This is a genomic window from Microbacterium esteraromaticum (assembly GCF_028747645.1).
Lineage (GTDB): Bacteria > Actinomycetota > Actinomycetes > Actinomycetales > Microbacteriaceae > Microbacterium > Microbacterium esteraromaticum_C.
Map to the genome: position 1 here is coordinate 1,421,735 of NZ_CP118100.1, position 22,132 is coordinate 1,443,866.

Sequence of the window (22,132 nt, forward strand, 5' to 3'; positions counted from 1 at the left end):
TAAACTGACCGGCATGCGGCGGGTGGTTCTTCTTCTTAGCAGCCGCGACGGGATCTGATCCAGGCCTTCCTCGTCGCGGCGTTCAACGCGGGCCGACCCATCGAGCCAGAAGGAACACACCGCATGACCAGCACTACGCAGCCCAGGACTCTCGCGCAGAAAGTCTGGGACGATCACCTCGTCGTACAGGGCGAGAACGGCGAGCCCGATCTGATCTACATCGACCTGCACCTGCTGCATGAGGTCACCAGCCCGCAGGCGTTCGACGGCCTGCGCACCGAGGGTCGTCCCCTGCGTCGGCGGGATCTGACCATCGCCACCGAGGATCACAACACGCCGACGCTGAACATCGACAAGCCGATCGCCGACCTCACCAGTCGCACGCAGATCGAGACGCTGCGCCGTAACGCGGAGGAGTTCGGTGTGCGCCTGCATTCGCTGGGCGACGCCGAGCAGGGCATCGTGCACGTGGTCGGTCCGCAGCTGGGGCTGACGATGCCCGGTGTCACCGTGGTCTGCGGTGACTCGCACACGTCGACGCACGGGGCGTTCGGCGCCATGGCCTTCGGAATCGGCACCAGCGAGGTCGAGCACGTCATGGCCACGCAGACGCTGCCGCTGAAGCCGTTCAAGACCATGGCGATCACCGTCGAGGGCGAGCTGCGCCCCGGCGTCACGGCAAAAGACATCATCCTCGCCGTCATCGCCAAGATCGGCACGGGCGGCGGTCAGGGCTACGTGCTCGAGTTCCGCGGCAGCGCGATCCGCGCCCTCTCCATGGAGGGGCGCATGACGATCTGCAACATGTCGATCGAGGCCGGCGCCCGTGCCGGCATGGTCGCCCCCGACGAGACGACGTTCGCATACGTCAAGGACAAGCCGCACGCGCCGCAGGGCCAGGACTGGGATGACGCGGTTGCGTACTGGCGCACTCTGCCGACCGACGAGGGTGCCGTCTTCGACGCCGAGGTGTTCATCGACGCGAACGAGCTGGAGCCGTTCGTGACGTGGGGAACGAATCCCGGTCAGGGCAGTTCGCTGTCGGCTGCGGTTCCCGACCCGGCCGCGATCTCGGATGCCAACGAGCGCGCCGCCGCCGAGCGGGCACTCGAGTACATGGACCTCACCCCGGGCACTCCGTTGAAGGAGGTCAAGGTCGACGCGGTCTTCATGGGGTCGTGCACGAACAGCCGGATCGAGGACCTGCGCGCATTCGCCTCGGTCATCAAGGGCAAGAAGAAGGCTGACGGTGTGCGCGTCATGGTCGTACCGGGCTCGGCCCGCGTGCGCCTGGAGGCCGAGGCCGAGGGCATCGACCGGATCGTCGAGGAGTTCGGCGCCGAATGGCGCTTCGCCGGGTGCTCGATGTGCCTGGGGATGAACCCCGACCAGCTGGAGCCGGGCGAGCGCTGCGCGTCGACATCCAACCGCAACTTCGAGGGGCGCCAGGGCAAGGGTGGGCGCACCCACCTCGTGTCGCCGCTGGTCGCCGCCGCGACCGCCGTCCGAGGCACATTGTCGAGTCCCGCAGACCTGGAGGGGAGCAACTGATGGAGAAGTTCACCACGCACACCGGAGTGGCAGCGCCCCTGAAGCGCTCCAACGTCGACACCGACCAGATCATCCCGGCGGTGTTCCTCAAGCGGGTCACCAAGACCGGTTTTGACGACGCTCTGTTCCACGCCTGGCGTCAGGACCCCGAGTTCGTGCTCAACCAGCAGCCCTTCCAGCAGGCATCGGTGCTCGTCGCCGGTCCGGACTTCGGCACCGGGTCCAGCCGCGAGCACGCAGTGTGGGCGCTGCGCGATTACGGTTTCAAGGTCGTGCTCAGCCCTCGGTTCGCTGACATCTTCCGCGGCAACGCCGGAAAGCAGGGGCTGCTCGCCGCCACTGTCGATGACGCCGACATCGAGCGCATCTGGGCGCTGATCGATGAGGACCCCGGTCGTGAGATCACGGTCGACCTCGAAGCACGCACCGCCACGATCGGGGGCTTCCAGGCCTCCATCGGCATCGACGATTACACTAGATGGCGGCTCCTCGAAGGGCTCGATGACATCGGGCTCACGCTGCGCAACGAAGACAAGATCGCTCAGTTCGAGGCCCGCCGCGCGTCGTGGCGGCCACGCACGCTCCCCGTCCGATAGACGAGGAGCGGGGTGGGCCGGGGGTCACAAGCCCCCGCGGCATCCGCCGTGATCAAACCGGACGCGGCGACCGCTGCGTCTGCTCAGACGAAGAAGAGGCCCGAATGACGACATCCGCGCACGAAGCAGCAGTTGAGCCGACCACGGTTCCCACCGCATCCGTGCTCGCGATCCGAGGAGGCAGGCCGCTGCGCGGCCGGGTCGACGTGAAGGGCGCGAAGAACCTCGCCACCAAGGCGATGGTGGCGACACTGCTCGGCGAGACAGCCAGCACGCTGCGTGATGTGCCGGATCTCAGCGATGTCGCCGTGGTGCGGTCTCTGCTCGAGGTGCACGGAGTGACCGTCACCGAGGGCGACGAGCCCGGTGCGATCGTGCTCGACCCGAGTGCGGTCGAGTCCGCTCACTACGAAGAGATCGACGCGCATGCCGGGGCCTCCCGCATCCCGATCCTCTTCTGCGGCCCGCTGCTGCACCGTCTCGGTCAGGCGTTCATCCCCGACCTCGGAGGTTGCCGCATCGGTGATCGTCCGATCGACTTCCACCTCGATGCGCTGCGCAAGTTCGGCGCCGTCGTCGAGAAGGAGCCCAACGGTATCCGTCTGTCGGCTCCCAACGGGCTCAAGGGCGCGAACATCCACCTGCCGTACCCGAGCGTCGGCGCCACCGAGCAGGTGCTGCTGACCGCTGTACGTGCCAAGGGCGTGACCGAGCTGCGCAATGCGGCCATCGAGCCCGAGATCATGGACCTGATCGCCGTCCTGCAGAAGATGGGCGCGATCATCTCGTACGAGCCCAACCGAGTGATCCTGATCGAAGGCGTCGAGCACCTGCGCGGCTACGACCACCGCTGCATCTTCGACCGCAACGAGGCCGCCTCGTGGGCAGCCGCAGCGCTGGCCACCGACGGCGAGATCTTCGTCGGCGGCGCGAAGCAGCAAGAGATGCTGACCTTCCTGAATGTGTTCCGCAAGGCCGGCGGCTGGTTCGATGTGCAGGAGGACGGCATCCTGTTCCGTCGCGACGGGCAGATCAAGCCGGTCATCGTCGAGACCGATGTGCACCCCGGCTTCATGACCGACTGGCAGCAGCCGCTGATCGTCGCGCTGACGCAGGCGCACGGCCGTTCCACCGTGCACGAGACCGTGTACGAGAACCGCTTCGGCTTCACACAGGCACTCGTGAAGATGGGCGCCGACATCGTCGTGCACCCGCACGGACTGCAGGATGGTCCCCGTCGCGTTCCGCGCCGTGAGCTGGAGCAGGCGGCGGTCATCACCGGCCCCACGCCGTTGCACGCAGCCGACATCGTCGTGCCCGACCTGCGCGGCGGGTACAGCCACGTCATCGCCGCGCTGACCGCTGAGGGCGAGTCGCAGGTCTCCGGCGTCGACATCCTCAGCCGCGGCTATGAGAAGTTCCTCGACAAGCTCGAGGCGCTGGGCGCGGACTTCGACGTCGTCCGGTGATCTGATGGCAGTATCCGAACGCAGTCGTCCCAGCATCTTCTGGCCGCTCGCGGCGATCGTGGTGCCGGTGCTCGGTCTGATCGCCAAGGTCACCGTGCGTGGCGACGAGAAGCTGCCCCGGCAGGGAGCCTTTGTGCTTGCGCCCAACCACTACTCGGAGTTCGACCCGCTGATTATCGCGCTCGCGGTGTTCCGCACAGGTCGCTTGCCGCGGTTCATGGCCAAAGAGAGCCTGTTCCGGGTGCCCGTGGTCGGGTGGGTGCTGCGCAAGAGCGGCATGATCCCCGTGGCGCGCACGTCGTCGGCGTCCGCGGCGAAGCAGACGATGACGCAGTCACGCGAGCTCGTCGAACACGGCCGCGGTGTGATCGTGTATCCCGAAGGCACGCTGACGCGTGACCCCGACCTGTGGCCGATGCGCGGCAAGTCGGGCGCGGTGCGCCTGGCGCTGACCGGTGACATCCCGCTGATCCCGGTCGCGCACTGGGGAACGCAGAAGATCATGGGCCGCTACCAGAAGGGCCTGAGCCTGTGGCCGCCGCGCAAGCCCGTGCACGTGCTGTACGGCGACCCCGTCGACCTCTCGGATCTGCGGGGCCGCGCCGGTGAGCCGGGCGTGCTTGCCGAAGCGACCGACCGGTTGATGGCCGCCATCACGGCGCTGCTTGAAGAGCTGCGCGGCGAGCAGGCACCCGCGCAGCGCTGGAACCCCGCGCAGCACGGCCAGAACGAGACGGGGCGCCTTGAACCGTAAGAGACCGGGCGCGGCCACGCGCGCCACCATCATCGGTGCCGGTAGCTGGGGCACGACATTCGGCAAGATCCTCGCCGACGGCGGGGCCCAGGTCACGATGTGGGCGCGTCGTCCCGAGCTGGCACACGAGATCTCCGAGGCCAAGCGCAACTCGAAGTACCTGCCGGGCATCAACCTACCGCGCACGATGCTTGCCACACACGATCTGTCCCGGGCACTCGAGGGCGCCGACCAGGTGTACCTCTCGGTGCCGAGCCAGTCGTTGCGCGAGAACCTCAAGGCGCTGCGTCCGCTGCTGGCCGAGGGCGACGCACCGATCGTCAGTCTGATGAAGGGCGTCGAGCGCTCGTCGGGGCTGCGTATGAGCCAGGTGATCGAGCAAGAGCTGCGCTGCGATCCTGAACGCATCGCCGTGGCATCCGGACCCAACCTCGCGCTCGAGATCGCGCGCGAGCACCCGACCGCGGCCGTCATCGCCTCGCGTAGTCAGGAGACGGCGGATGCTGTCGCGCGCACGGCGCGCAACCGGTACTTCCGCTCCTTCGTGAACACCGATGTCATCGGCACCGAGTTCGGCGGGGTGCTGAAGAACCTCATCGCCGTGGCGATCGGCATCGTCGACGGTGTTGGATACGGCGAGAACACCAAGGCATCGATCATCACCCGCGGGCTCGTCGAGATGACCGACTTCGCGGTCGCCAACGGTGCGCGGCCCGAGACGCTGCAGGGGCTCGCGGGGCTCGGCGATCTGATCGCCACGTGCCAGTCGCCCCTCAGCCGTAACAACACCGCGGGCCGGTTGCTCGGCCAGGGGTACAGCTTTCAGGACGTCATCAAGCAGATGGAGCAGACCGCCGAAGGGCTCGCCTCGGTGGCTCCGGTGCTGCAGTTGGCCCGTGAGTCCGAGGTGCACATGCCCATCGTCGAGCAGGTGAAGATGGTGCTCGACGGACGCATGGACCCCCGCGACATTGCCCCGCATCTGACGACGGACGACGACACTCCGCAGGAGGAGAGAACCAATCATGGACAAGCAGACGGTGGTGGTGCTCTTCGGCGGACGCTCCAGCGAGCATTCGATCAGTTCCGCAACGGCGGGCGGAGTGCTGGGCGCGATTGACCGCGAGCGCTACGAGGTGATCCCGGTCGGGATCACCCGCGACGGCGCCTTCGTGCTCGAAGAGGACCGACCCGAGAAGTTCCCTCTCGACGCCGACCACCTGCCCGAGGTCGTCGACAACGGCACCCGGGTGCGGTGGCCCGAACCGGGGGGAGATCGGATGCTGCGCGTCGCCGCTCCGGACGGCTCGACGGTCGACCTCGGGCGGATCGACGTGGTGCTGCCGCTGCTGCACGGTCTGCATGGCGAGGACGGCGCGATCCAGGGCTTCTTCGACGTTCTGGACGTGCCCTACGCCGGCGGTGGCATCCTCGACTCTGCCGTGTGCCTCGACAAGCACTTCACCAAGCTCGCGCTGTCGGCGGCGGGGATCGCAGTGGCACCGGGCATCACCGTGCGCCAGAGCGATTGGGAGAGCGATCCCGAGAGCATTCGTCGTGCGGTGGCCGAACTGGGCGATGTCGTGTTCGTCAAGCCGTCCGACGCCGGTTCGAGCGTGGGCGTCTCACGCGTCGATGGCGGTGAGGGGCTCGACGAGGCTCTGCGGATCGCGTTCGCCGAGAGCCCGAAGGTGCTCATCGAGACGCAGGTCTCGGGTCGCGAGATCGAAGTGGGCGTGCTCGCGGGTCGAGACGGCGCGCGGGCCCGGGCTTCTCTGCCTGGTGAGGTCGTGCTGACCACGCGCAGTTTCTACGATTTCGAGGGCAAGTACCTCGGCGGCGACGGTGTCGACATCGTCTGCCCGACCGAGGTCGATGAGTCGCTGATCGCTGAGCTTCAGGAGGCCGCGGTCCGCGCGTTCGAAGCGGTCGACGGCCGGGGGTTGGCCCGGGTGGACTTCTTCGTGACGCCCGAAGGACGGTTGGTCGTCAACGAGTTGAACACGATGCCCGGGTTCACGCCGATCTCGATGTTCCCGAAGTGCTGGATCGCCTCGGGGCTGAGTTATCGCGACCTCATCACCGAGCTGATCGAGGCCGGTCTGCACCGTTGATCGATGCCGGCGGGCTGCCCTATTCGGGCAGCTCGTTCGGTTCGGTGCATGCGCTGGTCGCGGGGATCATCCGCACACCTGAGACGATGCCGGCGTTCGACAGTGCGTCGTTCGCGCTGACGACCTCGGTGTCGACGAACACCTGGACGGCGGGGTTGCGACCGTAGGTCGTCATGCGCATCATCGGTGCCTGCGACTCGTCGACGAGCCAGTCGATGCCCTCGAGCGTGATGCACTGCAGTTCGCTCGTCGGTCCGGGCACCGTCACGCCGCACGAGACGAAGACGCTTGCCGGGTCGCCGTAGGCGCCGGTCGCCTGCGCGTCGGTCCAGCGGCGGTCCTCGCCGGCGACGGCATCGGGCAGGCGCACGGTCACCTCTGCGCACAGGGGGTTGTTCGCGTCCTTCGCCGGTTCCAGCGCGACCGTGCTCGAGCAGGCGGTCAGGGTGAGGAGCGAGAAGGCTCCAGCGACGAGGGCGAGACGACGGAGCATGATTCCAGGCTACCGTTGTCGGCATGGCATCCGCTTCGGACGACGACCCGCGCATCGGCGATATCTCTGAGGGGACGGTGCTACGGGCGATCCTCGCTCGCACGGCGCCGGCAGCGCATTCGGTGTTGGGTCCGGGTGATGACGCCGCCGTGCTCGCGGCGCCGTCGGGTTCGGTGGTCGCCACGGCCGACACGCTCGTGTCGGGCCCTGATTTTCGTGCCGCCTGGTCGAGCGGCTACGACTTGGGCTGGAAGGCCGCTGCCGTGAACCTCGCCGACGTCGCGGCGATGGGGGCGGTACCGACGGGCCTGTTGGTCTCGCTGGCTGTGCCGCGCGAGACGCGTCTGTCGTTCGTCGAGCAGATGGCCGATGGCTTCCGCGAGGCGTGCGCACAGCTCGCCCCCGGATGTTCGGTGATCGGCGGTGACTTGACGGTCTCGGAGCTTCTGATGATCGCTGTGACGGCGCTCGGCGATCTCGGTGGTCGCACGGCCGTCACGCGCGCCGGGGCACGCCCCGGCGACGTCGTCGCCCTCGCCGGCGACCTCGGGGCCGCGGCCGCGGGGTTGGCGCTGCTGTTCGGGCGCTTCCGCGACGGCGAGACGCCGATCGCGGTGGACCGGAGCATGCTGGACGCTGCCGAGCGGCGGGCATTGGACGTGCAGCTGCGCCCGTCTCCGCCGATCGCCCTGGGGGCGGTGGCGGCGGATGCCGGTGCGACTGCGATGATGGATGTCTCCGACGGACTCGCGCTCGATGCGTCGCGCATGGCCGATGCCTCGCGCGTGACGATCGCGCTGTCGACGACGGCGCTCGATGCACTGACCGGTGGGATCGATATCTCTCGCGCGATCGGCGGGGGAGAGGATCACGGCCTGCTGGCGACCTTCCCGCTCGGCACCATGCCGAGTGGTTTCCGCCCGATCGGTGTCGTCACCGACCGCGCGGCGGACGGCGTGCTGCTGGACGGTGAGCCGATCGAGCACCGGGGATGGGACCCCTATCGGGATTGGGACGGCTCGCTGTAGCTCACCACCAGTACGCCGGGTATGCCGTGCGCGTGAGTGCGCTGCGCAGCACACCGAACAGCACGAGCACGACCGCCGAGAGTCCGGCGCAGATGACGAACTCGACCCGCCCCTCGGCGGTCATCGCCCCGATCACCGCGGTTGCCGCGGCCGGTGAGTGCGATGTGCGGGTGAGCATCATGGCGGCGAGAGCGACGCCACCGGCTATGGCGCCCGCCCAGAGCGAGTGACTGGCGAAGCCGACGAGTACGCCCGCGACTGCCGAGATCACCTGGCCACCGATGACGTGGCGGGGCTGCGAGAGCGGCAGCGTCGGTGCCCCGGCGATCAGCGCCATGCTGGCAGCCATCGGCGGGATCAGCAGCAACTGGCCGGAGGCGGCACCGAGGCCGACGAGCGCGGCGAGGGCGGCGGCCGCCGTCAGGGTCGCCATCAGCACGGTCGGCAGCCCGGGGCGCGCGGGTGCCTGGCTGGCGGGGATCAGTCCGGTGTGCGACGACATGTGCTTTCCTCCACTGTGCGAGAACGATCGTTCTCGTCTCGTCTGGTAGCGTAGAGAACGATCGTTCTCACGCCAAATCGGACAGGTGGCGGCCATGAAACAGGACTCTGACGCGGATCGACTGCTCGACGCGGCCGAAGAGCTGTTCTACGAGCGCGGATACCAGGCCGTCGGAATGGACGCCCTGCGCTCGGCGTCAGGGCTCCCGCTGAAACGCATCTATGCGCTGTTCGGCGGCAAGGACGCGATCGCGGTTGCGATGCTCGACCGCCGTGACGAGCGCTGGCATGCGGCGCTGGCGGCCCACGTCGACGAGCGCGCCGATCCGCACGCACGCGTGTTGGCGATCTTCGATTGGCTGGCCGAGTGGCTTGCCGACGAGGGGCACCGAGGATGCGCCTGGATCAACGCGTTCGGCGAACTCGGTGGGACATCACCGGATGTGGTCGCCGCCGTCCGCCGCCACAAGGCTCGGCTGCGGGAGCTCATCGACCGCGCGGTGAGCGAGACGGGCGCGCCCCGGTCCGCCGCCGACGCCGTCTTCCTGCTCGCCGAAGGGTGCATGGTGACCGCGGGGATCGACGGCGACCCGGTCGCCGCCGTGCAGGCCAGGGTTGCCGCGGCGCGGATGCTGGAGCACTGACGTCTCGGGCATCCGCCTTTGCTCACATCGCGGGCGTCGCCCACCACAGCGTCGTGTCGCCGTAGGTCTTGCTGCGCAGCAGGTCCAAGCCCGCGGCATCCAGGTCAGGGGGAGTGGCGCGCTTGCCGCGCTCGATGACGACCACGGCGTCATCGCTCAGCACGGGTGTGAGCGCGACCAGATCCGCGGTCATCGCCGCATCGTCGAGGTCGTAGGGCGGGTCGATGAAGACGAGGTCGAACGGTCCCTGTGTACGCGTCAGGAAGGCGTGCACGGCGCTCTGGTGGACTTTCGCAGTGGTCGAAGTGCCGAGCGCTTTCGCCACGACCGCCGCATTGCGTCCTGCGACTGTCGCCGCGGGGCGGGACAGTTCGACCAGTTCGACCGACTCCGCGCCGCGGCTCCAGGCCTCCAGGCCGAGTGCGCCGCTGCCGGCATACAGATCGAGCACGCGCGCCCCGTCGAGGGCATCCATCGACTCCAGCGCCCCGAACAGCGATTCGCGCACGCGATCACTGGTGGGGCGGGTGCCGGTGCCGGGAACGCTGAGCCGTGCGCCGCGGGCTCCGCCGGCGATGATCCTGGTCATCCGTTCACGATACGACACGCATACGGCCGCCCCGCGACGCGTCGCCGCGTCGGTGGGCATCCCTAGACTCGGAGCATGTCCTTCGAGCTCGACACGCCGCTGACCGAGGCTCTCGGCACATCGACCGCACGTTCTCTGCAACGCGCGTTCGGTATGAGCACGGTCGGGCAGCTGCTCGGTCACTACCCGCGTCGCTATGCCGACCGCGGTGAACTGACGCCGATCATCCAGTTGCCCATCGGTGAGACCGTCACGATCGTCGCTGAAGTGCTCTCGTCGGGCGCGCGCCCGATGCGCAACCGGCGCGGCGCGATGACCGAGGTCACGATCGGTGACGGCATCGGCCGCATGTCGCTGACCTTCTTCGCGAAGAACGTCGGGCAGGCGGAATGGCGCGCGAAAGAGCTGGCAGTGGGCCGGCGCGGCATCTTCTCGGGCAAAGTGAGTGTGTTCAACAACACCCTGCAGTTCGCGCACCCCGACTACGAGCTGTTCGATGACACCGAGGCGGCGTACCGGCAGGCCGACGCGCACAAGGACGTGCCGATCACCATCTACCCGGCCACATCGGCGGTGCAGAGCTGGCAGTTCGCCAAGATGGTGGCGTCGGTGCTCGACAAGCTCGGCGAGGTGCCCGATCCGCTGCCGGACCACCTGCGCGAGCGTGAGGGGCTGCTCACGGCACGCCAGGCACTGGAGCAGATCCACCGTCCTCGTCGCCGTGGCGATGTCGACCCCGCGGTGCGCACGCTGCGCATGCACGAGGCGCTGGTGCTGCAGACCGCACTGCTGCAGCAACGCGAACAGGTGCGGTCGCTTACGGCGACACCGCGTCGTGCGGCTGAGGGTGGGTTGCTTGAGCGTTTCGATGCGGCGCTGCCTTTCACGCTGACCCCGGATCAGCAGCGCGTGGGGGACGAGATCGCTACCGATCTGGTCGCAGACCGCCCCATGAACAGGCTGATCCAGGGTGAAGTCGGATCGGGCAAGACGCTCGTGGCGCTGCGCGCCATGTTGCAGGTCGCAGAGTCGGGCGGGCAGGCAGCGCTGATCGCCCCGACCGAGGTGCTCGCAGCGCAGCACCTGCGGTCGATCACCCGCATGTTGGGTCCCGACCTGGCGGCCGAGGTCATTCCGACGCTGCTCACGGGCCAGATGACGGTGCCCGAGAGGCGCCGGGCTGCGCTGCGCGTGGCATCCGGTCAGTCCTTGATCGTGATCGGCACGCACGCTCTGCTTTCCGAGAAGACGACGTTCGCCGACCTCGCCCTCGTCGTCGTCGACGAGCAGCACCGTTTCGGCGTGGAACAGCGTGAGAGCCTGCGGGCCAAAGGCACCGCGCCGCACGCGATCGTGCTCACCGCGACACCGATTCCGCGCACGGTCGCCATGACGGTGTTCGGTGACCTCGACACGTCGGTGATCCGTTCGATGCCGGCGGGCCGGGCCGGCATCCAGACTTTCGTCGCGCCGCTCGCCGAGAAGCCCGAGTGGTTCGGGAGGGTGTGGGAACGTGCTGGCGAGGAGATCGCCCAGGGGCGCCAGGTCTTCGCCGTGTGTGCCGCCATCGACACGGCCAAGGAGTCCGTCGAATCCGATGAGGCGCCGCCGCCGGACGTCGAGGGCAAGGGGCCGAAATGGGGTGTGGTGCAGCTCGCCGAGGCGCTGGCGACGCACCCGACTCTGTCGAAGGTGCGCAGCGCGGTGCTGCACGGCAAGATGCCGTCCGAGCAGAAGGATGCTGTGATGCAGGCCTTCGCGCGAGGAGAGCTCGACCTGCTGATCGCGACGACGGTTATCGAGGTCGGGGTCGATGTGCCCAACGCCTCGATGATGGTCATCATGGACGCCGATCGCTTCGGCGTGTCGCAGCTGCACCAGGTGCGCGGTCGGGTCGGACGTGGTGAGCATGCGGGGCTGTGCCTGCTGGTCACCGAGGCAGAAGCAGGAACCCCGGCACGGGAGCGCGTCGAAGCCGTCGCCGCGACTCTCGATGGTTTCGAACTCGCCGAGGTCGACCTCGACCTGCGTGGCGAGGGCGACGTGCTCGGAGCCTCGCAGGCCGGGGTCAAGTCGTCGCTGCGGTTGCTCCGGGTGGTGAAGGATGCCGGACTGATCGCACATGCCCGTGATCTCGCCGAGAGCATCCTCGTCGCGGATCCGTCGCTCGATGAGCACCCGGGGTTGCGCGGCGCGATTAACCGGCGCGTGAGCGACGCCGACCGCGCGGCGTTGGGAAAGAACTGACCGGTAGGCTGTTCGCATGCGTTGGGTCGCGCGGACGGGCTCGTCGAAGTGCGCCGTACTGAGCGACCAGAGGGAGTCGAAGTGCGCCGTACTGAGCGACCAGAGGGAGTCGAAGTGAACAGTCGAATCGCCGTCGTTCCGGGGTCTTTCGACCCACCCACGCTCGGTCACCTCGATGTGATCGCGCGTGCCGCGCGCCTGTATGACGAGCTGCATGTGCTCGTCGTGCACAACCCGGGCAAAGAGGCGATGCTGCCGATCGCCCAGCGGATGACGCTGCTGGAGCAGTCGATCGCCGAGGCCGGGCTCGAAGGGCACATCATCGTGGGCTCATGGAGCATGGGTCTTCTCGTCGACTATGCGCGCGATGTTAATGCCGGAGTGCTGGTCAAGGGCATCCGCTCACAGGTCGATGTGGCCTACGAATCGCCGATGGCGATCGTGAACCGTCACCTCGCCGACATCGAGACGGTGTTCCTGCTGCCCGACCCAGCACACGCCCTCGTGTCGAGCTCGCTGGTGCGGCAGGTGGCCGCGCTGGGCGGCGACGTGTCTCCCTTCGTCCCGCCTGTCGTCGCGTCCTTCCTCGACACCGGCGCGCGCGGCCTCTGATACCCGGTCGGCCCCGACGCATCGTCAGGGCAGGTAGCATGGCGGGGTGAAATCCCGAGTGAACGGACCGTTTTTCCTGCCCGTCCGCGACATCATCCGCAAGCCGGGAGAGATGCGCGAGCATCGATTCGAGGTGACGCTCACCGACAAATGGGGTGAGGGCATCGTCACGGTCGAAGCCGGCGAGTCGCTCGGCCTCGATGTGCGGCTCGAGGCGGTTCACGAGGGCATCCTGGTGTCCGGAACCGCAGATACCGACTACGTCGGAGTGTGCGGTCGCTGCCTCACCGACATCTCTGCGCCTGTCGAAGTCGAGTTCCAGGAGCTTTTCGCGTATCCTGGTGAGGAAGAAACTGACTTCGAAGTTCAAGACGACCACGTGGATCTTGAAACTCTTGTCAGGGATGCGATCGTATTGTCGCTTCCATTTCAGCCGGTGTGTCAGCCGGACTGCCTGGGGCTCGACCCTGTGACGGGCGAGAAGCTGACCGAGAGCGCCGGTGCAGAGAGTGACACCCCCATCGATCCTCGGTGGAGTGCGCTCCGACAGATCACAGACCAGGACGGCACGGCAGAGCGCCGCGCCGCCGAGAAAGAAGAGAGCTAGTCATGGCCGGTAACCCCCCGAAGCGCAAGGTCTCCCGTTCGAACACCCGCTCGCGCCGCGCGCAGTGGAAGGCGACCCCCACCGCTCTGGTGAAGACCGTCGAGAACGGCAAGGTCGTCTACAGCCGTCCCCACCAGGCGAAGGTCGTCACCGACTCGCAGGGCACCGAGCTGTTCCTGGAGTACAAGGGCCGCAAGGTCGCCGACGTCTGATCGGCTGACTCATGTCCGAGATTCTCACGGGAGAAATTCCGCTCACTGAGAAGCTCGGCGTTGAGATCGACTCTGCGTTGCTGGAACGGGCGCTCACGCACCGTTCGTACGCATACGAGCACGGCGGCATCCCCAACAACGAGCGGCTGGAGTTTCTTGGAGACTCCGTCCTCGGTCTTGCGGTGACCGTGATGCTCTTCACAACGCTTCCCGACCTCGACGAGGGTGATCTGGCAAAACGGCGCGCAAGCGTCGTCTCCACGGTCGCCCTCGCCGAGGTCGCTCGCGGTATCGGTCTGGGAGAGCACCTCCGCCTCGGCAGGGGTGAGGAACAGACCGGTGGGCGAGACAAGGACTCGATCCTCGCCGACACCATGGAAGCGGTGTTCGGTGCTGTCTTCCTGTCGGCGGGTCCCGATGCGGCCACCGATCTGGTGCTGCGGCTGACGAAGCCCTTGCTTGCCGACCCGGAACGGTACGGCGCGGCGATGGATCCTAAGACCAGCCTGCAGGAGCTTGCGGCTCGGCTGGGCAGGACGCCGCCGAGCTACTCCATCGAGTCAGCCGGTCCGGATCACGATCGTGTGTTCACGGCGACGGTGCGCGTTGGCGAACTCGCCTGCACCGGTGTCGGCAGCAGCAAGAAGACCGCCGAGATGGCGGCTGCACTGACCGCATGGCGTCAGCTCAGCGACCGGGACTGACCCTGCGTGCCGGAGCTGCCTGAGGTCGAGGTCGTTCGTGCCGGCCTGGCGCCGGCGATCGTCGATGCGACGATCGCGGCCGTCGAGGTGCTCGACGAGCGCGCGCTCACGCGCCATGCTGCGGGCGCGGCTGACTTCGTCGCGCGTCTGGAAGGGCAACGCGTACGCGCAGCCGTCCGTCGCGGCAAGTTCCTCTGGATGCCGTTGGCAGGGGAAACGGATGCGCTGATCGCGCATCTCGGCATGAGCGGGCAGATGCTGTTGCGTGAGTCGGATGCCGACCGCGAGCGCCATGAGCGTGTTCGCGTGCACATCGAGCATCCGCGTCACGGCAGGCTTGCCGTGGCATTTGCTGACCAGCGCACCTTCGGTTCCCTTGCGGTCGATGCCCTGCTGTCGACCGCGGACGGCGCGGCCGGCGGCTGGGGGAGCGATCTCGCGTTGGTTCCGTCTCAGGCCGCGCACATCGCCAGAGACCCGCTGGATCAAGCCTTCGACGATCGTCTGTTCGTGGACGCTGTGCGTCGCAGGTCGAGTGCGATCAAGCGCATCATGCTCGACCAGACTCTGGTCAGCGGTATCGGTAACATCTACGCCGATGAGGCGCTGTGGGCTGCGCGGATTCACCCCGAGACGCACGGGCGAGCGCTGTCGCCTCAGTCCGTACGTCGCCTGCTGGGCGAGGTGCGGCTTGTGCTGCAGAAGGCGCTGGCCGAGGGCGGAACGAGCTTTGACGCCCAGTACGTCAACGTCAACGGACAGGCGGGCTACTTCGCGCACTCGTTGAACGCGTACGGAAGAAATTCTCAAGATTGTTCACGATGCGGCAACACCATCACGCGCATAAGGTTCATGGGTAGGCACTCGCATTTATGCCTGGTCTGCCAGCAAAAACGCGGGTGAGATGCACCTGCAGAATCTCCCTTGTGCGACCTAAAGTCGCTGCAGGTAGGCCTTCATGTCGAACGGCTGAAACGGCGCATACGCACCGCGTGACGGGTGCCGCGGGTGCCCCTTAGCGGTGAGACCGCCGATGGAGATCCAGTTGCACGAAGAAGCATCTGTGATGCGCACGATGTCCGCCAGCATCTTGCTCAAATAGGGCCGATGCAAGATCAGGTCGCCCCAGGCCGCCAGCAGCGTGAGGGGGCGACCATTGATGTACTCCGCGATGCGCTTCTCGTTCTGGGCCTTGAGAACGGGTACATATGCGGAGTGCATCTCGTCAGGGTCGGTCGATCGCTGCGGGTACAGATTGAACATGAGCCAACTGTCAAACTGATTGCGGGCGGCATACCCTTGCACGCGTTTCAGCGTCTGATCTAGGTCGCCGGGTACGGCCGTGCTGGGGTTCACGCCGAAACAGATGAGTGGGTTCGAGCCTGTCGTGCCCAACGAGAGGCGCGCTGAGTTGTCTTCGTTTGGCTCGTAGATCCAGCCGGGTGGGACGGCTAACGTCGATGACTGCGTGGCGTCTCCCGCTGCCAGGTTCTGAATCTCTTCTGTACCGCTAGAACACATGGGTGGCTCCGTTCCTGTCCGGGCGTGCGCCGAAGTTTGGCGCATCAGCGTGAATTTCTGCGCGTTTATTGCATGAGTCTCTTATATCGCGACTCGAAGGCAGACTCGCCGCCCTCCATGATCAAACAGATTGACTTCTTCACGTGGGGCACCTGGATGGATCCGTGGACTTCAACTTCCGGCACCTTCCCGTGCCGAAGGATTGTGACGTGTTCGGCGTCGGCGTTGACTACGACATTCGCATTATGAGTTACGACAATCACTTGGCGATTTGCCTTAATCCGCTTGAGGGTGGAGACCACCAGATCGTAAATCAGCTTGTTGTCGAGGTCGTCTTCTGGCTGGTCGAGCAACAAAGGAACGTCACTTAGCTGCAGAACTACAGCGAGGAGCGCGGCCGTTTTCTCGCCCGGGGAGCCTTCGTCGATCTCACGCATCTTCGCGTCACTGTCCTGCTTGTACTGCACCCGTAGTCTGTCTTCAGGAAACCACAGGTCCACTTCGGTGCTGAACATATGCGCATCGAGATTCGCGAGGTGAGAAAAGAAGCGCTGGTCGATCGGAGCCTTGACGTACTTCTTCAGAGAAGGTGCCTCTGCGCCAAGTTCTCGGAGTTCTTTGAGTAGCGACTTCAGGACGCCGATTCGTTTGTCCCGCCCCGGTTTGAATGGGTGCTCGAGAAGAGAAGGCAAGCCGTCATCAGCAAATACCTGGTCAAATGAGTTTGACTTTTGAAGAAGCTGTCGAAGGTCACGCTCTACGGTCGTGTCATCCGCTTGGGCCAGCACCTGAAGCTTCAAGTCCTTACCGCTAAGATCCGCTGCCAGGGTGCGTCGGCGATCCGAGAGCGCAACGCGATGGTCGACGATCTGTTCGAGCGTGGCCTCAGCTTCGGTCATCTGACGCGAGATTTTCAGCTTCGCCTTCTCGATCTCAGCCAGCGTGGCTTCTCGCTCAGCCTGCGCCCTCAACAAGCGTGCATTCGCTTCGTGCGGGTCTTCGCCGTTTCTCTCTGGCTCCGGAGTGTTCTCGGCACCAGGCGCATCGAGAAACTTCCTGAGGTCAAGAATGCGCTGGCGGCGTGGTGACTCGGCAGCGTGAAGTTCCCAGGTTTTCCTTGCTTCGGCAAGCGCCTCTAGGGCTGATGCGACCGACCCAACGCCCGCGATCATCGACGACCGCCAGCTCCGTTCTGCCTCCCAAACATCTGCGGACTCTGCGTCCTGCGTCGCGTCTGTCAAATCGCGGAACTCTTCGAGCAGCTCGCCAAGTCCCTGTTCGAACCGTGCGGTCGCCGTTTCGAGGCGGGAGAGCTCCTGTTCCTGCTTCGTGAGACGGTCGAGCTCGTGAGCCTCCGCGGAGTCGCGGGTTTTGGCAATTTGCTTGAGGTCGGCCGCGATGTCGGACAGCTCGCCAGTTACACGATCCTCGGAATCGATTTTTGTCTGGAGCTCTCGGATTTCCGACCTCTGGGTGCGATACTTCCCGCACAACTCATCGAAGGTCTCCTTCCAGTCCACGTAGCCAACTTGAGGCTGGTCATCGATCGCTTTGAGCAGACTCTGCGGATCGCGGGCAGTCTCATAGATCTGCTTCTGACTGTTAATGAGCATCGCGAAGCGATCTCGAGCCGAGCCGCCCTGCTCTTGCCACTGCCCATCCTGCATTACCTCGATTGTGGACATGCCTGGCGTTGACCCATTCCAAACGACGCGATACCTCCCCCCGCTCCTGCTGATGTACACTTCGATCCTGGTATGGCTCGACCAGAACCGTGACGTGGCGTTGCGGCCAGGCGTTGGTGAGAACCAATGAGTATCACTCTGAAGTTCCTCGGGGAGATCCGTGAAGCGGCCCATCGCGAGACGAACAAGTTCGACTATCGTGGACTTTCCAACGCCGCGTCCACCAATGATGGTGTTCATCCAGGGGCCGAAAGTGTAGGCAGCCTCCACCCCGTCCTTGAACACGGCTACGCGTTCAATCATGGAGTGGGAGAAGTCGTTGGGATCATCTGAACCAGCCTTCGCCGGTCGCACCGATTGCGCGCCGTCTGAGAGAGCAAGCTTTAGACCAGATAGATTTGGGACTTCCATCTTGACCCACGTGAAGTGGCTGCCTGGATATTTTGCTTCTACGCCTTCAGGGCACCCATTGCCATCAAGATGATGGGCGTCTGAACCGAGGATTGGGACCCAGCCGCGTTCGAGTGCCTTAGCCGTGCCAGCAGCACTTATCGCCTCAACTGCGATGATCTGGAGCGATTTCTCCAGATCCGCCTGATTGCGCCGGTCGTGTTCGAAAAGTCCCTTCGGGCCGTCGACATGGGCGGGGATCGCCAGACCGTCGTGGAGGACAATCTCCTCCACCACTTCATGGAACGACATTTTCGTCGTACCGAGGCTGCTTCCTCTCTCAGCCTCATACTTACATTTGTGCAGAAGTCCGTTGACATGCTCGCCCGGGGTATCCACGTCGAAAACTGCAAGCAAGTGATAGCCGCCGTCAACGGTGATCTCGACGCCGGCGAATACATGCAGTTCTCGAAACTCATCGACTGCGGACTCCCGAATGCGTGCGACCTCGGCTCGAGCTTCGTCGATGCCGGCATGGGAGTTGTGGTCCGTCACGACTATCGCGTCGATGCCGTTTCGCATATAGGCGAGCAGCCAATCGCGGTAGGATGTCGTGACTGTGGCGACGCTGCCCTCGTCCGCGCCGAAGTCGAACGAGGCCGGGCTGTGCGCGTGAAAATCAATCTTCCACCACCGAGCGCCTGGAAACATGGGCAGCGTCGTGGACGGTACTGTTGTGGTCACCGGAATCCTCCTGCCGGTGACGGCCGTCACCTAACTCATACGGATGTGTAGATCCTCCCATCGACATCAGACACGGCGAGCGAGACACGCAGACTGTCGTCAATCGTTTGCGTCTTCGGCACACGAGCGGTTCCGTCGAAGTTTTATCGAGCCAGATCACCAAGATGGAGATAAGCCCTATCCGACATGAATGCATATGACGAGGTTAGAGCGGCTACTTCGCGCACTCGCTGAACGCGTACGGGCGCGGGGGAGAAGCGTGTCCGCGTTGCGGCGGAGCGATCAGGCGCGACGCGTTCATGAACCGGTCGTCGCACTACTGCCCTCGGTGCCAGCGCAGACGCGAGGCACGCTGACTCATCCCCGCCGATCAGTGCGCGCGGTGAGCGTGCGCTCGTGGCGGTCGACGGCGAACGCCAGGTGCGGCATCTCGACTCCGCGGTAGTGCTTGATGAAGCGTCCTCGCACCGTCATTCCGAGACGGATCGCAACGTTCATCGACGCGATGTTCGTGTCACGGATCTGCGCGTACACCCGCTCGGCACCGAGCACGTCGAACGCATGATCACGGCACGCTGCGGCGGCCTCGACCGCATAGCCCCGATGCCAGAACGCCCGCTGGAACAGATAGCCGACCTCGATCACGTCCTGATCCAGGATGTGCTGCATCGTCAGCCCGCACTGGCCGATCATCTCTCCGGTCTCGCGCAGCACCACGGCCCACAGGCCGAAGCCATCCGTGCGATAGCGGTCGTGCATGCGCGCGAGCCATGCCTGCACCATCGGCTCGTCGAAGGCACCCTCGTAGGCGCGCATCGTCTCAGCATCCTGAAGGATGGCGCGCAGCGCCGGGAGGTCGTCCGCGGTCAGCTCACGCAGGGCAAGACGGGGCGTGCTCAGGATCATCGCCCCATCTTGCCCTGCGCTCACGACAGCTTCTTCTGCCACGCCCCGGCGTAGGCGATCGGTCGGAAGCCCATCGCCTCATTGATCCCGAGCATGGGCCGGTTCTCCTCGGCGTTGAACGTCACGATGCGCGGAGAGTGCGGCGCCAGTTCGCGCCAGCGCAGGATGTTCGCGCACTTGACGATCTGGCCCAGCCGGTGCCCGCGCTGCTCCTTGAGCACCAGCGTGTTGTACTGGTGCGTCACACCCGCGGGATCGTCGCCGATCACGAGCTCGTTGAACGCGGCAAGGGTGCCGGTCGGAACATGTTCGACCCCGACGACTGAGACCGTCTGACCGCCGTCGAGCAGTTGCTGATCCCGTCGGGCAACGCGCTCCGCGTCCCAGATCTCCTCGTCGATGGCCAGACCACCGCTCGGCACATCGGTCGACATCCGTGACAGCACCCACGCATACCCGTCTTGCAGATGACTCGGCGTCGGCAGTGACCAGGCAACGACCCGGTAGTCCTGGCCGGCAATGGCCGTCGCCTCAGCGAGCATCCGCTGCAGTGGCGCCGGGTCCGCCTGCAGATCGAACGCGCTGCTGCGCTCGACCTGCTCGAGCACGTATCCGTTGCCGCCGAGTAGACGAGCGAGTGGCGACGTCGAGATGCGTCCCCACCCCGTGGCCGGGGTGAGCGGTGACGTGCCGGGGTCGGGACGGTGCAGGGAGTACGTCTGCATGACGTGGCGCCCGAGGGCCCGCACTGCGTCCTCGGCGGCGTCGACGAGCATCTGCTCGATTCCACGCCCCCACTGGTTGGGCAGCACGAGCACCTCGATCTCGGCGCTGGTCGGCTCGGCGACCGCATGGCCGATCGTCACCGCGCCGACGATCTCGGCGTTCTCGCGCGCGAGCAGCGTGCGTTTGACCGTATCGGTGCTCTCCCGCCAGTGCGGCAGCAGTTCTTCCGCAGTGGTGTCGTAGTCGTCCAACCCGGTTTCGGCCCGATAGACGGCGTTGCTCAACGCCACGACCGCGTGGAAGTCCGCGGCATCGTGGGCGTCGAGCCGATCAGGGACGTGCATCGGTGAGATCGTCACGCCAGGTGAGGCGATCGTGCTCATGTGAGATCCTTCCGCCAGGCGCCCTCGTAGGCGACCGGGGTGAAGCCGATGGCTTCGTTGATGGAGAGCATGGGCCGGTTCTCCTCGGCGTTGTACGTCACGACGTACGGTGATTCGGGGTAGCGGGCGCGCCACGACAGCAAGCCCGCCGTCTTCACCAGCATTCCCAGGCGGCGCCCGCGATGCTCAGCGAGCACGAGGGTGTCCTCTTGATCGGTCTTCGCGGCGTCGGTGCCGATGATCGCGAGCTCGTTGAACGCGCACAGCTCGCCCGTGGCGATATGCTGCGCGGCCGTCACCAGCACGCGGGCTCCGCGTGCGGCGTACCGCGCGTCGTGTCGGTGCACGCGCTCGGCATCCCAGCGTTCGACCGGCATGTCCAGCGCCGCATCGGGCACGTCCGTCGACATCCGCGACTTCAGCCAGGCGTAGCCATCGAGATGCTCCGACGGGGTCGGCAGCATCCACTGCACGACGCGGTAGTCGGGGGCGTGCGTCTGCGCCTCGTGCTGCAGCGAGCGCAGGTGGTCCTCGCTGTCAGACGTCCAACGCAGTTCGCTCGCGCGCTCGACCTGCTCGAGGCGGAAGTCGTGACGCTGCAGAAAGCGCGCCGCGTGGTCATTCGGCACGGCGCCGAAACCCGTCGGTGAGGCCACCTCGCCGCGCGCATCCGCACCGCGGTGCTGATTCCAGCACAGCAGCCGCCGTACACCCGCGGTGCGGGCCTGCTCTTCGACGAACCGCAGTACCGCGGTGCCGATGCCGCGCCCCCAGTGCTCCTTGAGCAGGGCGATCGTGCCGATGGCCATGCCGCCGTCGCCGTCGTGCGAGATGTTCAGCGGCACGCATCCGACGATGCGGCCGTCGAGCTCGACGTACCACTGCGTGCGTGTGACGTCGGTGTCGCCGCGCAGCACCGCGAGCATCGCCTCGGGCGTCTGCGCTTCGTCGTCGCGGCCGGTCTTCTCAGCCACACAGGCGTTGCGCACGGCGGTGTACTCGCGGATGAGAGGGGTGGGTGCTGCGTCGACCCGAGCAGGAAGCTCGAGCCGACGCAGCACGGCACCGGCAGGGAGAAGGATGCTCATCGCCGTCCTCCTCAGTACATTCCGCGTTGCAGGCCGTAGGTGAGCAACGCGATTGCCTGCCGCTCGTTGAGTGCCTGGAGCTGCGCATACTGCAGGTCGGGTGCTCCGGCGGCAGGGGAGCGGTTTCCCCGCAGGCTGCGCTCGAGCAACCAGAGCGCGAAGCGCAGCCCGAGCCGGTCGGTGAGGGTCAGCCGGCGCAGCTCTTCATTGCCGGGCAGGGTGAGAACCTCGCGACCGTGGGATATCGGTGGGTGGGTGGACAGGGAACGCTGACCTTGGTCGGTCAACACAGTGATGCTCACGATGCGTGTGTTTTCTGGTGATGAGGATGATGGCCCGGTGGTGACGCAGAGTCGCGTCAGCGAGCCGAGGAACCTCGCGAGATGGCGAGGGAGAAGACCCCGTGGCGGGGCTGTGCATCGTGAGCGCCCGACGGGCACAGGGATGCGGATCATCGATCAGGCCACGAGGGCCCGATAGATCGGGAGAGGCGGTGCGGTTCTAGCCGAGCACGTAGACGGAGGCCGCGGAGACGGCGACAAGCGCTGACACGTGCGACGCGGTATCG

At 66.0% G+C, this 22,132-nt stretch carries 23 protein-coding genes and 1 pseudogene; 15 read left to right on the forward strand and 9 right to left on the reverse strand.

The genetic code is table 11. From position 1 onward, the window contains the following. Positions 1 to 123 precede the first annotated feature (123 nt). The 6 genes from leuC (at position 124) to PTQ19_RS06530 (ending at position 6,484) form a co-directional block, all read left to right on the forward strand. Positions 124 to 1,551 (forward strand): 3-isopropylmalate dehydratase large subunit, encoded by a 1,428-nt coding sequence (gene leuC, locus PTQ19_RS06505; protein WP_274368874.1) that lies wholly within the window; start codon positions 124 to 126, stop codon positions 1,549 to 1,551. Continuing rightward, the gene (gene leuD / locus PTQ19_RS06510) at positions 1,551 to 2,147 is read left to right on the forward strand and encodes a 3-isopropylmalate dehydratase small subunit (protein ID WP_206549969.1); all 597 of its coding nucleotides are present in this window, start codon (positions 1,551 to 1,553) and stop codon (positions 2,145 to 2,147) included. The genes leuC and leuD overlap by 1 nt, the downstream gene beginning before the upstream one ends. A 104-nt stretch (positions 2,148 to 2,251) precedes the next feature. After that, positions 2,252 to 3,616 (forward strand): UDP-N-acetylglucosamine 1-carboxyvinyltransferase, encoded by a 1,365-nt coding sequence (murA, locus tag PTQ19_RS06515; protein ID WP_179411012.1) that lies wholly within the window; start codon positions 2,252 to 2,254, stop codon positions 3,614 to 3,616. Positions 3,617 to 3,620: 4 nt separating this feature from the next. Then, positions 3,621 to 4,370 carry a lysophospholipid acyltransferase family protein gene (locus PTQ19_RS06520; protein WP_179411011.1) on the forward strand — a complete coding sequence of 250 codons (750 nt, stop codon included), beginning with the start codon at positions 3,621 to 3,623 and terminating at the stop codon, positions 4,368 to 4,370. After that, positions 4,360 to 5,490, forward strand: coding sequence for an NAD(P)H-dependent glycerol-3-phosphate dehydrogenase (locus PTQ19_RS06525; protein ID WP_218847956.1), 1,131 nt, complete (start codon positions 4,360 to 4,362; stop codon positions 5,488 to 5,490). Before PTQ19_RS06520 ends, PTQ19_RS06525 begins: the two co-directional genes overlap by 11 nt. Beyond that, complete coding sequence (locus PTQ19_RS06530) at positions 5,396 to 6,484, forward strand: D-alanine--D-alanine ligase family protein (protein WP_274368875.1); 1,089 nt, start codon at positions 5,396 to 5,398, stop codon at positions 6,482 to 6,484. Before PTQ19_RS06525 ends, PTQ19_RS06530 begins: the two co-directional genes overlap by 95 nt. Before the next feature lie 19 nt (positions 6,485 to 6,503). Here the strand turns inward: PTQ19_RS06530 and PTQ19_RS06535 are convergent, their stop codons facing one another. Continuing rightward, on the reverse strand, positions 6,504 to 6,977 hold the full coding sequence (locus PTQ19_RS06535) for a DUF3515 family protein (RefSeq protein WP_224817753.1): 474 nt from the start codon (positions 6,975 to 6,977) through the stop codon (positions 6,504 to 6,506). 23 nt (positions 6,978 to 7,000) lie between these two features. Between PTQ19_RS06535 and thiL the strand changes: the two genes are divergently transcribed. Next, entirely contained in the window at positions 7,001 to 8,005 is a 1,005-nt protein-coding gene (gene thiL / locus PTQ19_RS06540) for a thiamine-phosphate kinase (RefSeq protein WP_274368876.1), read from the forward strand. A 1-nt stretch (position 8,006) separates the two neighbouring features. Here the strand turns inward: thiL and PTQ19_RS06545 are convergent, their stop codons facing one another. After that, entirely contained in the window at positions 8,007 to 8,507 is a 501-nt protein-coding gene (locus PTQ19_RS06545; RefSeq protein WP_179411007.1) for an HPP family protein, read from the reverse strand. A 94-nt stretch (positions 8,508 to 8,601) separates the two neighbouring features. Between PTQ19_RS06545 and PTQ19_RS06550 the strand changes: the two genes are divergently transcribed. Further along, complete coding sequence (locus PTQ19_RS06550) at positions 8,602 to 9,150, forward strand: TetR/AcrR family transcriptional regulator (protein WP_274368877.1); 549 nt, start codon at positions 8,602 to 8,604, stop codon at positions 9,148 to 9,150. Between the two features lie 22 nt (positions 9,151 to 9,172). On the opposite strand, the gene rsmD is transcribed toward PTQ19_RS06550, so the two are convergent. Next, positions 9,173 to 9,739, reverse strand: coding sequence for a 16S rRNA (guanine(966)-N(2))-methyltransferase RsmD (rsmD, locus tag PTQ19_RS06555; RefSeq protein ID WP_179411005.1), 567 nt, complete (start codon positions 9,737 to 9,739; stop codon positions 9,173 to 9,175). 75 nt (positions 9,740 to 9,814) lie between these two features. On the opposite strand from rsmD, the gene PTQ19_RS06560 reads away from it, so the two are divergent. The 6 genes from PTQ19_RS06560 to mutM all read left to right on the forward strand — a co-directional run bounded on the left by PTQ19_RS06560 (position 9,815) and on the right by mutM (position 15,024). Further along, positions 9,815 to 11,986 (forward strand): ATP-dependent DNA helicase RecG, encoded by a 2,172-nt coding sequence (locus PTQ19_RS06560; RefSeq protein WP_274368878.1) that lies wholly within the window; start codon positions 9,815 to 9,817, stop codon positions 11,984 to 11,986. Positions 11,987 to 12,100: 114 nt separating this feature from the next. Then, complete coding sequence (coaD, locus tag PTQ19_RS06565) at positions 12,101 to 12,598, forward strand: pantetheine-phosphate adenylyltransferase (protein WP_179411003.1); 498 nt, start codon at positions 12,101 to 12,103, stop codon at positions 12,596 to 12,598. Between the two features lie 58 nt (positions 12,599 to 12,656). Further along, positions 12,657 to 13,205 carry a YceD family protein gene (locus PTQ19_RS06570; protein ID WP_179411873.1) on the forward strand — a complete coding sequence of 183 codons (549 nt, stop codon included), beginning with the start codon at positions 12,657 to 12,659 and terminating at the stop codon, positions 13,203 to 13,205. A 2-nt stretch (positions 13,206 to 13,207) separates the two neighbouring features. Further along, a complete protein-coding gene (gene rpmF / locus PTQ19_RS06575; protein WP_179411002.1) occupies positions 13,208 to 13,417 on the forward strand; it encodes a 50S ribosomal protein L32 in 210 nt (69 codons plus the stop codon). Between the two features lie 11 nt (positions 13,418 to 13,428). Next, positions 13,429 to 14,121 (forward strand): ribonuclease III, encoded by a 693-nt coding sequence (rnc, locus tag PTQ19_RS06580; protein WP_179411001.1) that lies wholly within the window; start codon positions 13,429 to 13,431, stop codon positions 14,119 to 14,121. A gap of 6 nt (positions 14,122 to 14,127) precedes the next feature. Then, complete coding sequence (gene mutM, locus PTQ19_RS06585) at positions 14,128 to 15,024, forward strand: bifunctional DNA-formamidopyrimidine glycosylase/DNA-(apurinic or apyrimidinic site) lyase (RefSeq protein ID WP_274368879.1); 897 nt, start codon at positions 14,128 to 14,130, stop codon at positions 15,022 to 15,024. A gap of 30 nt (positions 15,025 to 15,054) precedes the next feature. Here the strand turns inward: mutM and PTQ19_RS06590 are convergent, their stop codons facing one another. After that, a complete protein-coding gene (locus PTQ19_RS06590) occupies positions 15,055 to 15,687 on the reverse strand; it encodes a DUF1643 domain-containing protein (RefSeq protein ID WP_338000582.1) in 633 nt (210 codons plus the stop codon). A gap of 20 nt (positions 15,688 to 15,707) precedes the next feature. Next, complete coding sequence (locus tag PTQ19_RS06595; protein WP_274368881.1) at positions 15,708 to 18,491, reverse strand: TrlF family AAA-like ATPase; 2,784 nt, start codon at positions 18,489 to 18,491, stop codon at positions 15,708 to 15,710. Positions 18,492 to 18,670: 179 nt separating this feature from the next. On the opposite strand from PTQ19_RS06595, the pseudogene PTQ19_RS06600 reads away from it, so the two are divergent. After that, positions 18,671 to 18,817, forward strand: a pseudogene (locus tag PTQ19_RS06600) (zinc finger domain-containing protein); the annotation flags it as partial. A 1-nt stretch (position 18,818) separates the two neighbouring features. Here the strand turns inward: PTQ19_RS06600 and PTQ19_RS06605 are convergent. The 4 genes from PTQ19_RS06605 to PTQ19_RS06620 are packed head-to-tail and all read right to left on the reverse strand — an operon-like array spanning position 18,819 to position 21,866. Then, the gene (locus PTQ19_RS06605) at positions 18,819 to 19,391 is read right to left on the reverse strand and encodes a GNAT family N-acetyltransferase (protein ID WP_338000583.1); all 573 of its coding nucleotides are present in this window, start codon (positions 19,389 to 19,391) and stop codon (positions 18,819 to 18,821) included. Continuing rightward, entirely contained in the window at positions 19,388 to 20,476 is a 1,089-nt protein-coding gene (locus tag PTQ19_RS06610; protein WP_274368882.1) for a GNAT family N-acetyltransferase, read from the reverse strand. The genes PTQ19_RS06605 and PTQ19_RS06610 overlap by 4 nt, the downstream gene beginning before the upstream one ends. Further along, the gene (locus tag PTQ19_RS06615; protein WP_274368883.1) at positions 20,473 to 21,564 is read right to left on the reverse strand and encodes a GNAT family N-acetyltransferase; all 1,092 of its coding nucleotides are present in this window, start codon (positions 21,562 to 21,564) and stop codon (positions 20,473 to 20,475) included. The genes PTQ19_RS06610 and PTQ19_RS06615 overlap by 4 nt, the downstream gene beginning before the upstream one ends. A gap of 11 nt (positions 21,565 to 21,575) precedes the next feature. Beyond that, positions 21,576 to 21,866: a hypothetical protein gene (locus PTQ19_RS06620; RefSeq protein WP_179410997.1), complete on the reverse strand. Its 291-nt coding sequence runs from the start codon at positions 21,864 to 21,866 to the stop codon at positions 21,576 to 21,578. Positions 21,867 to 22,132: the final 266 nt, after the last annotated feature.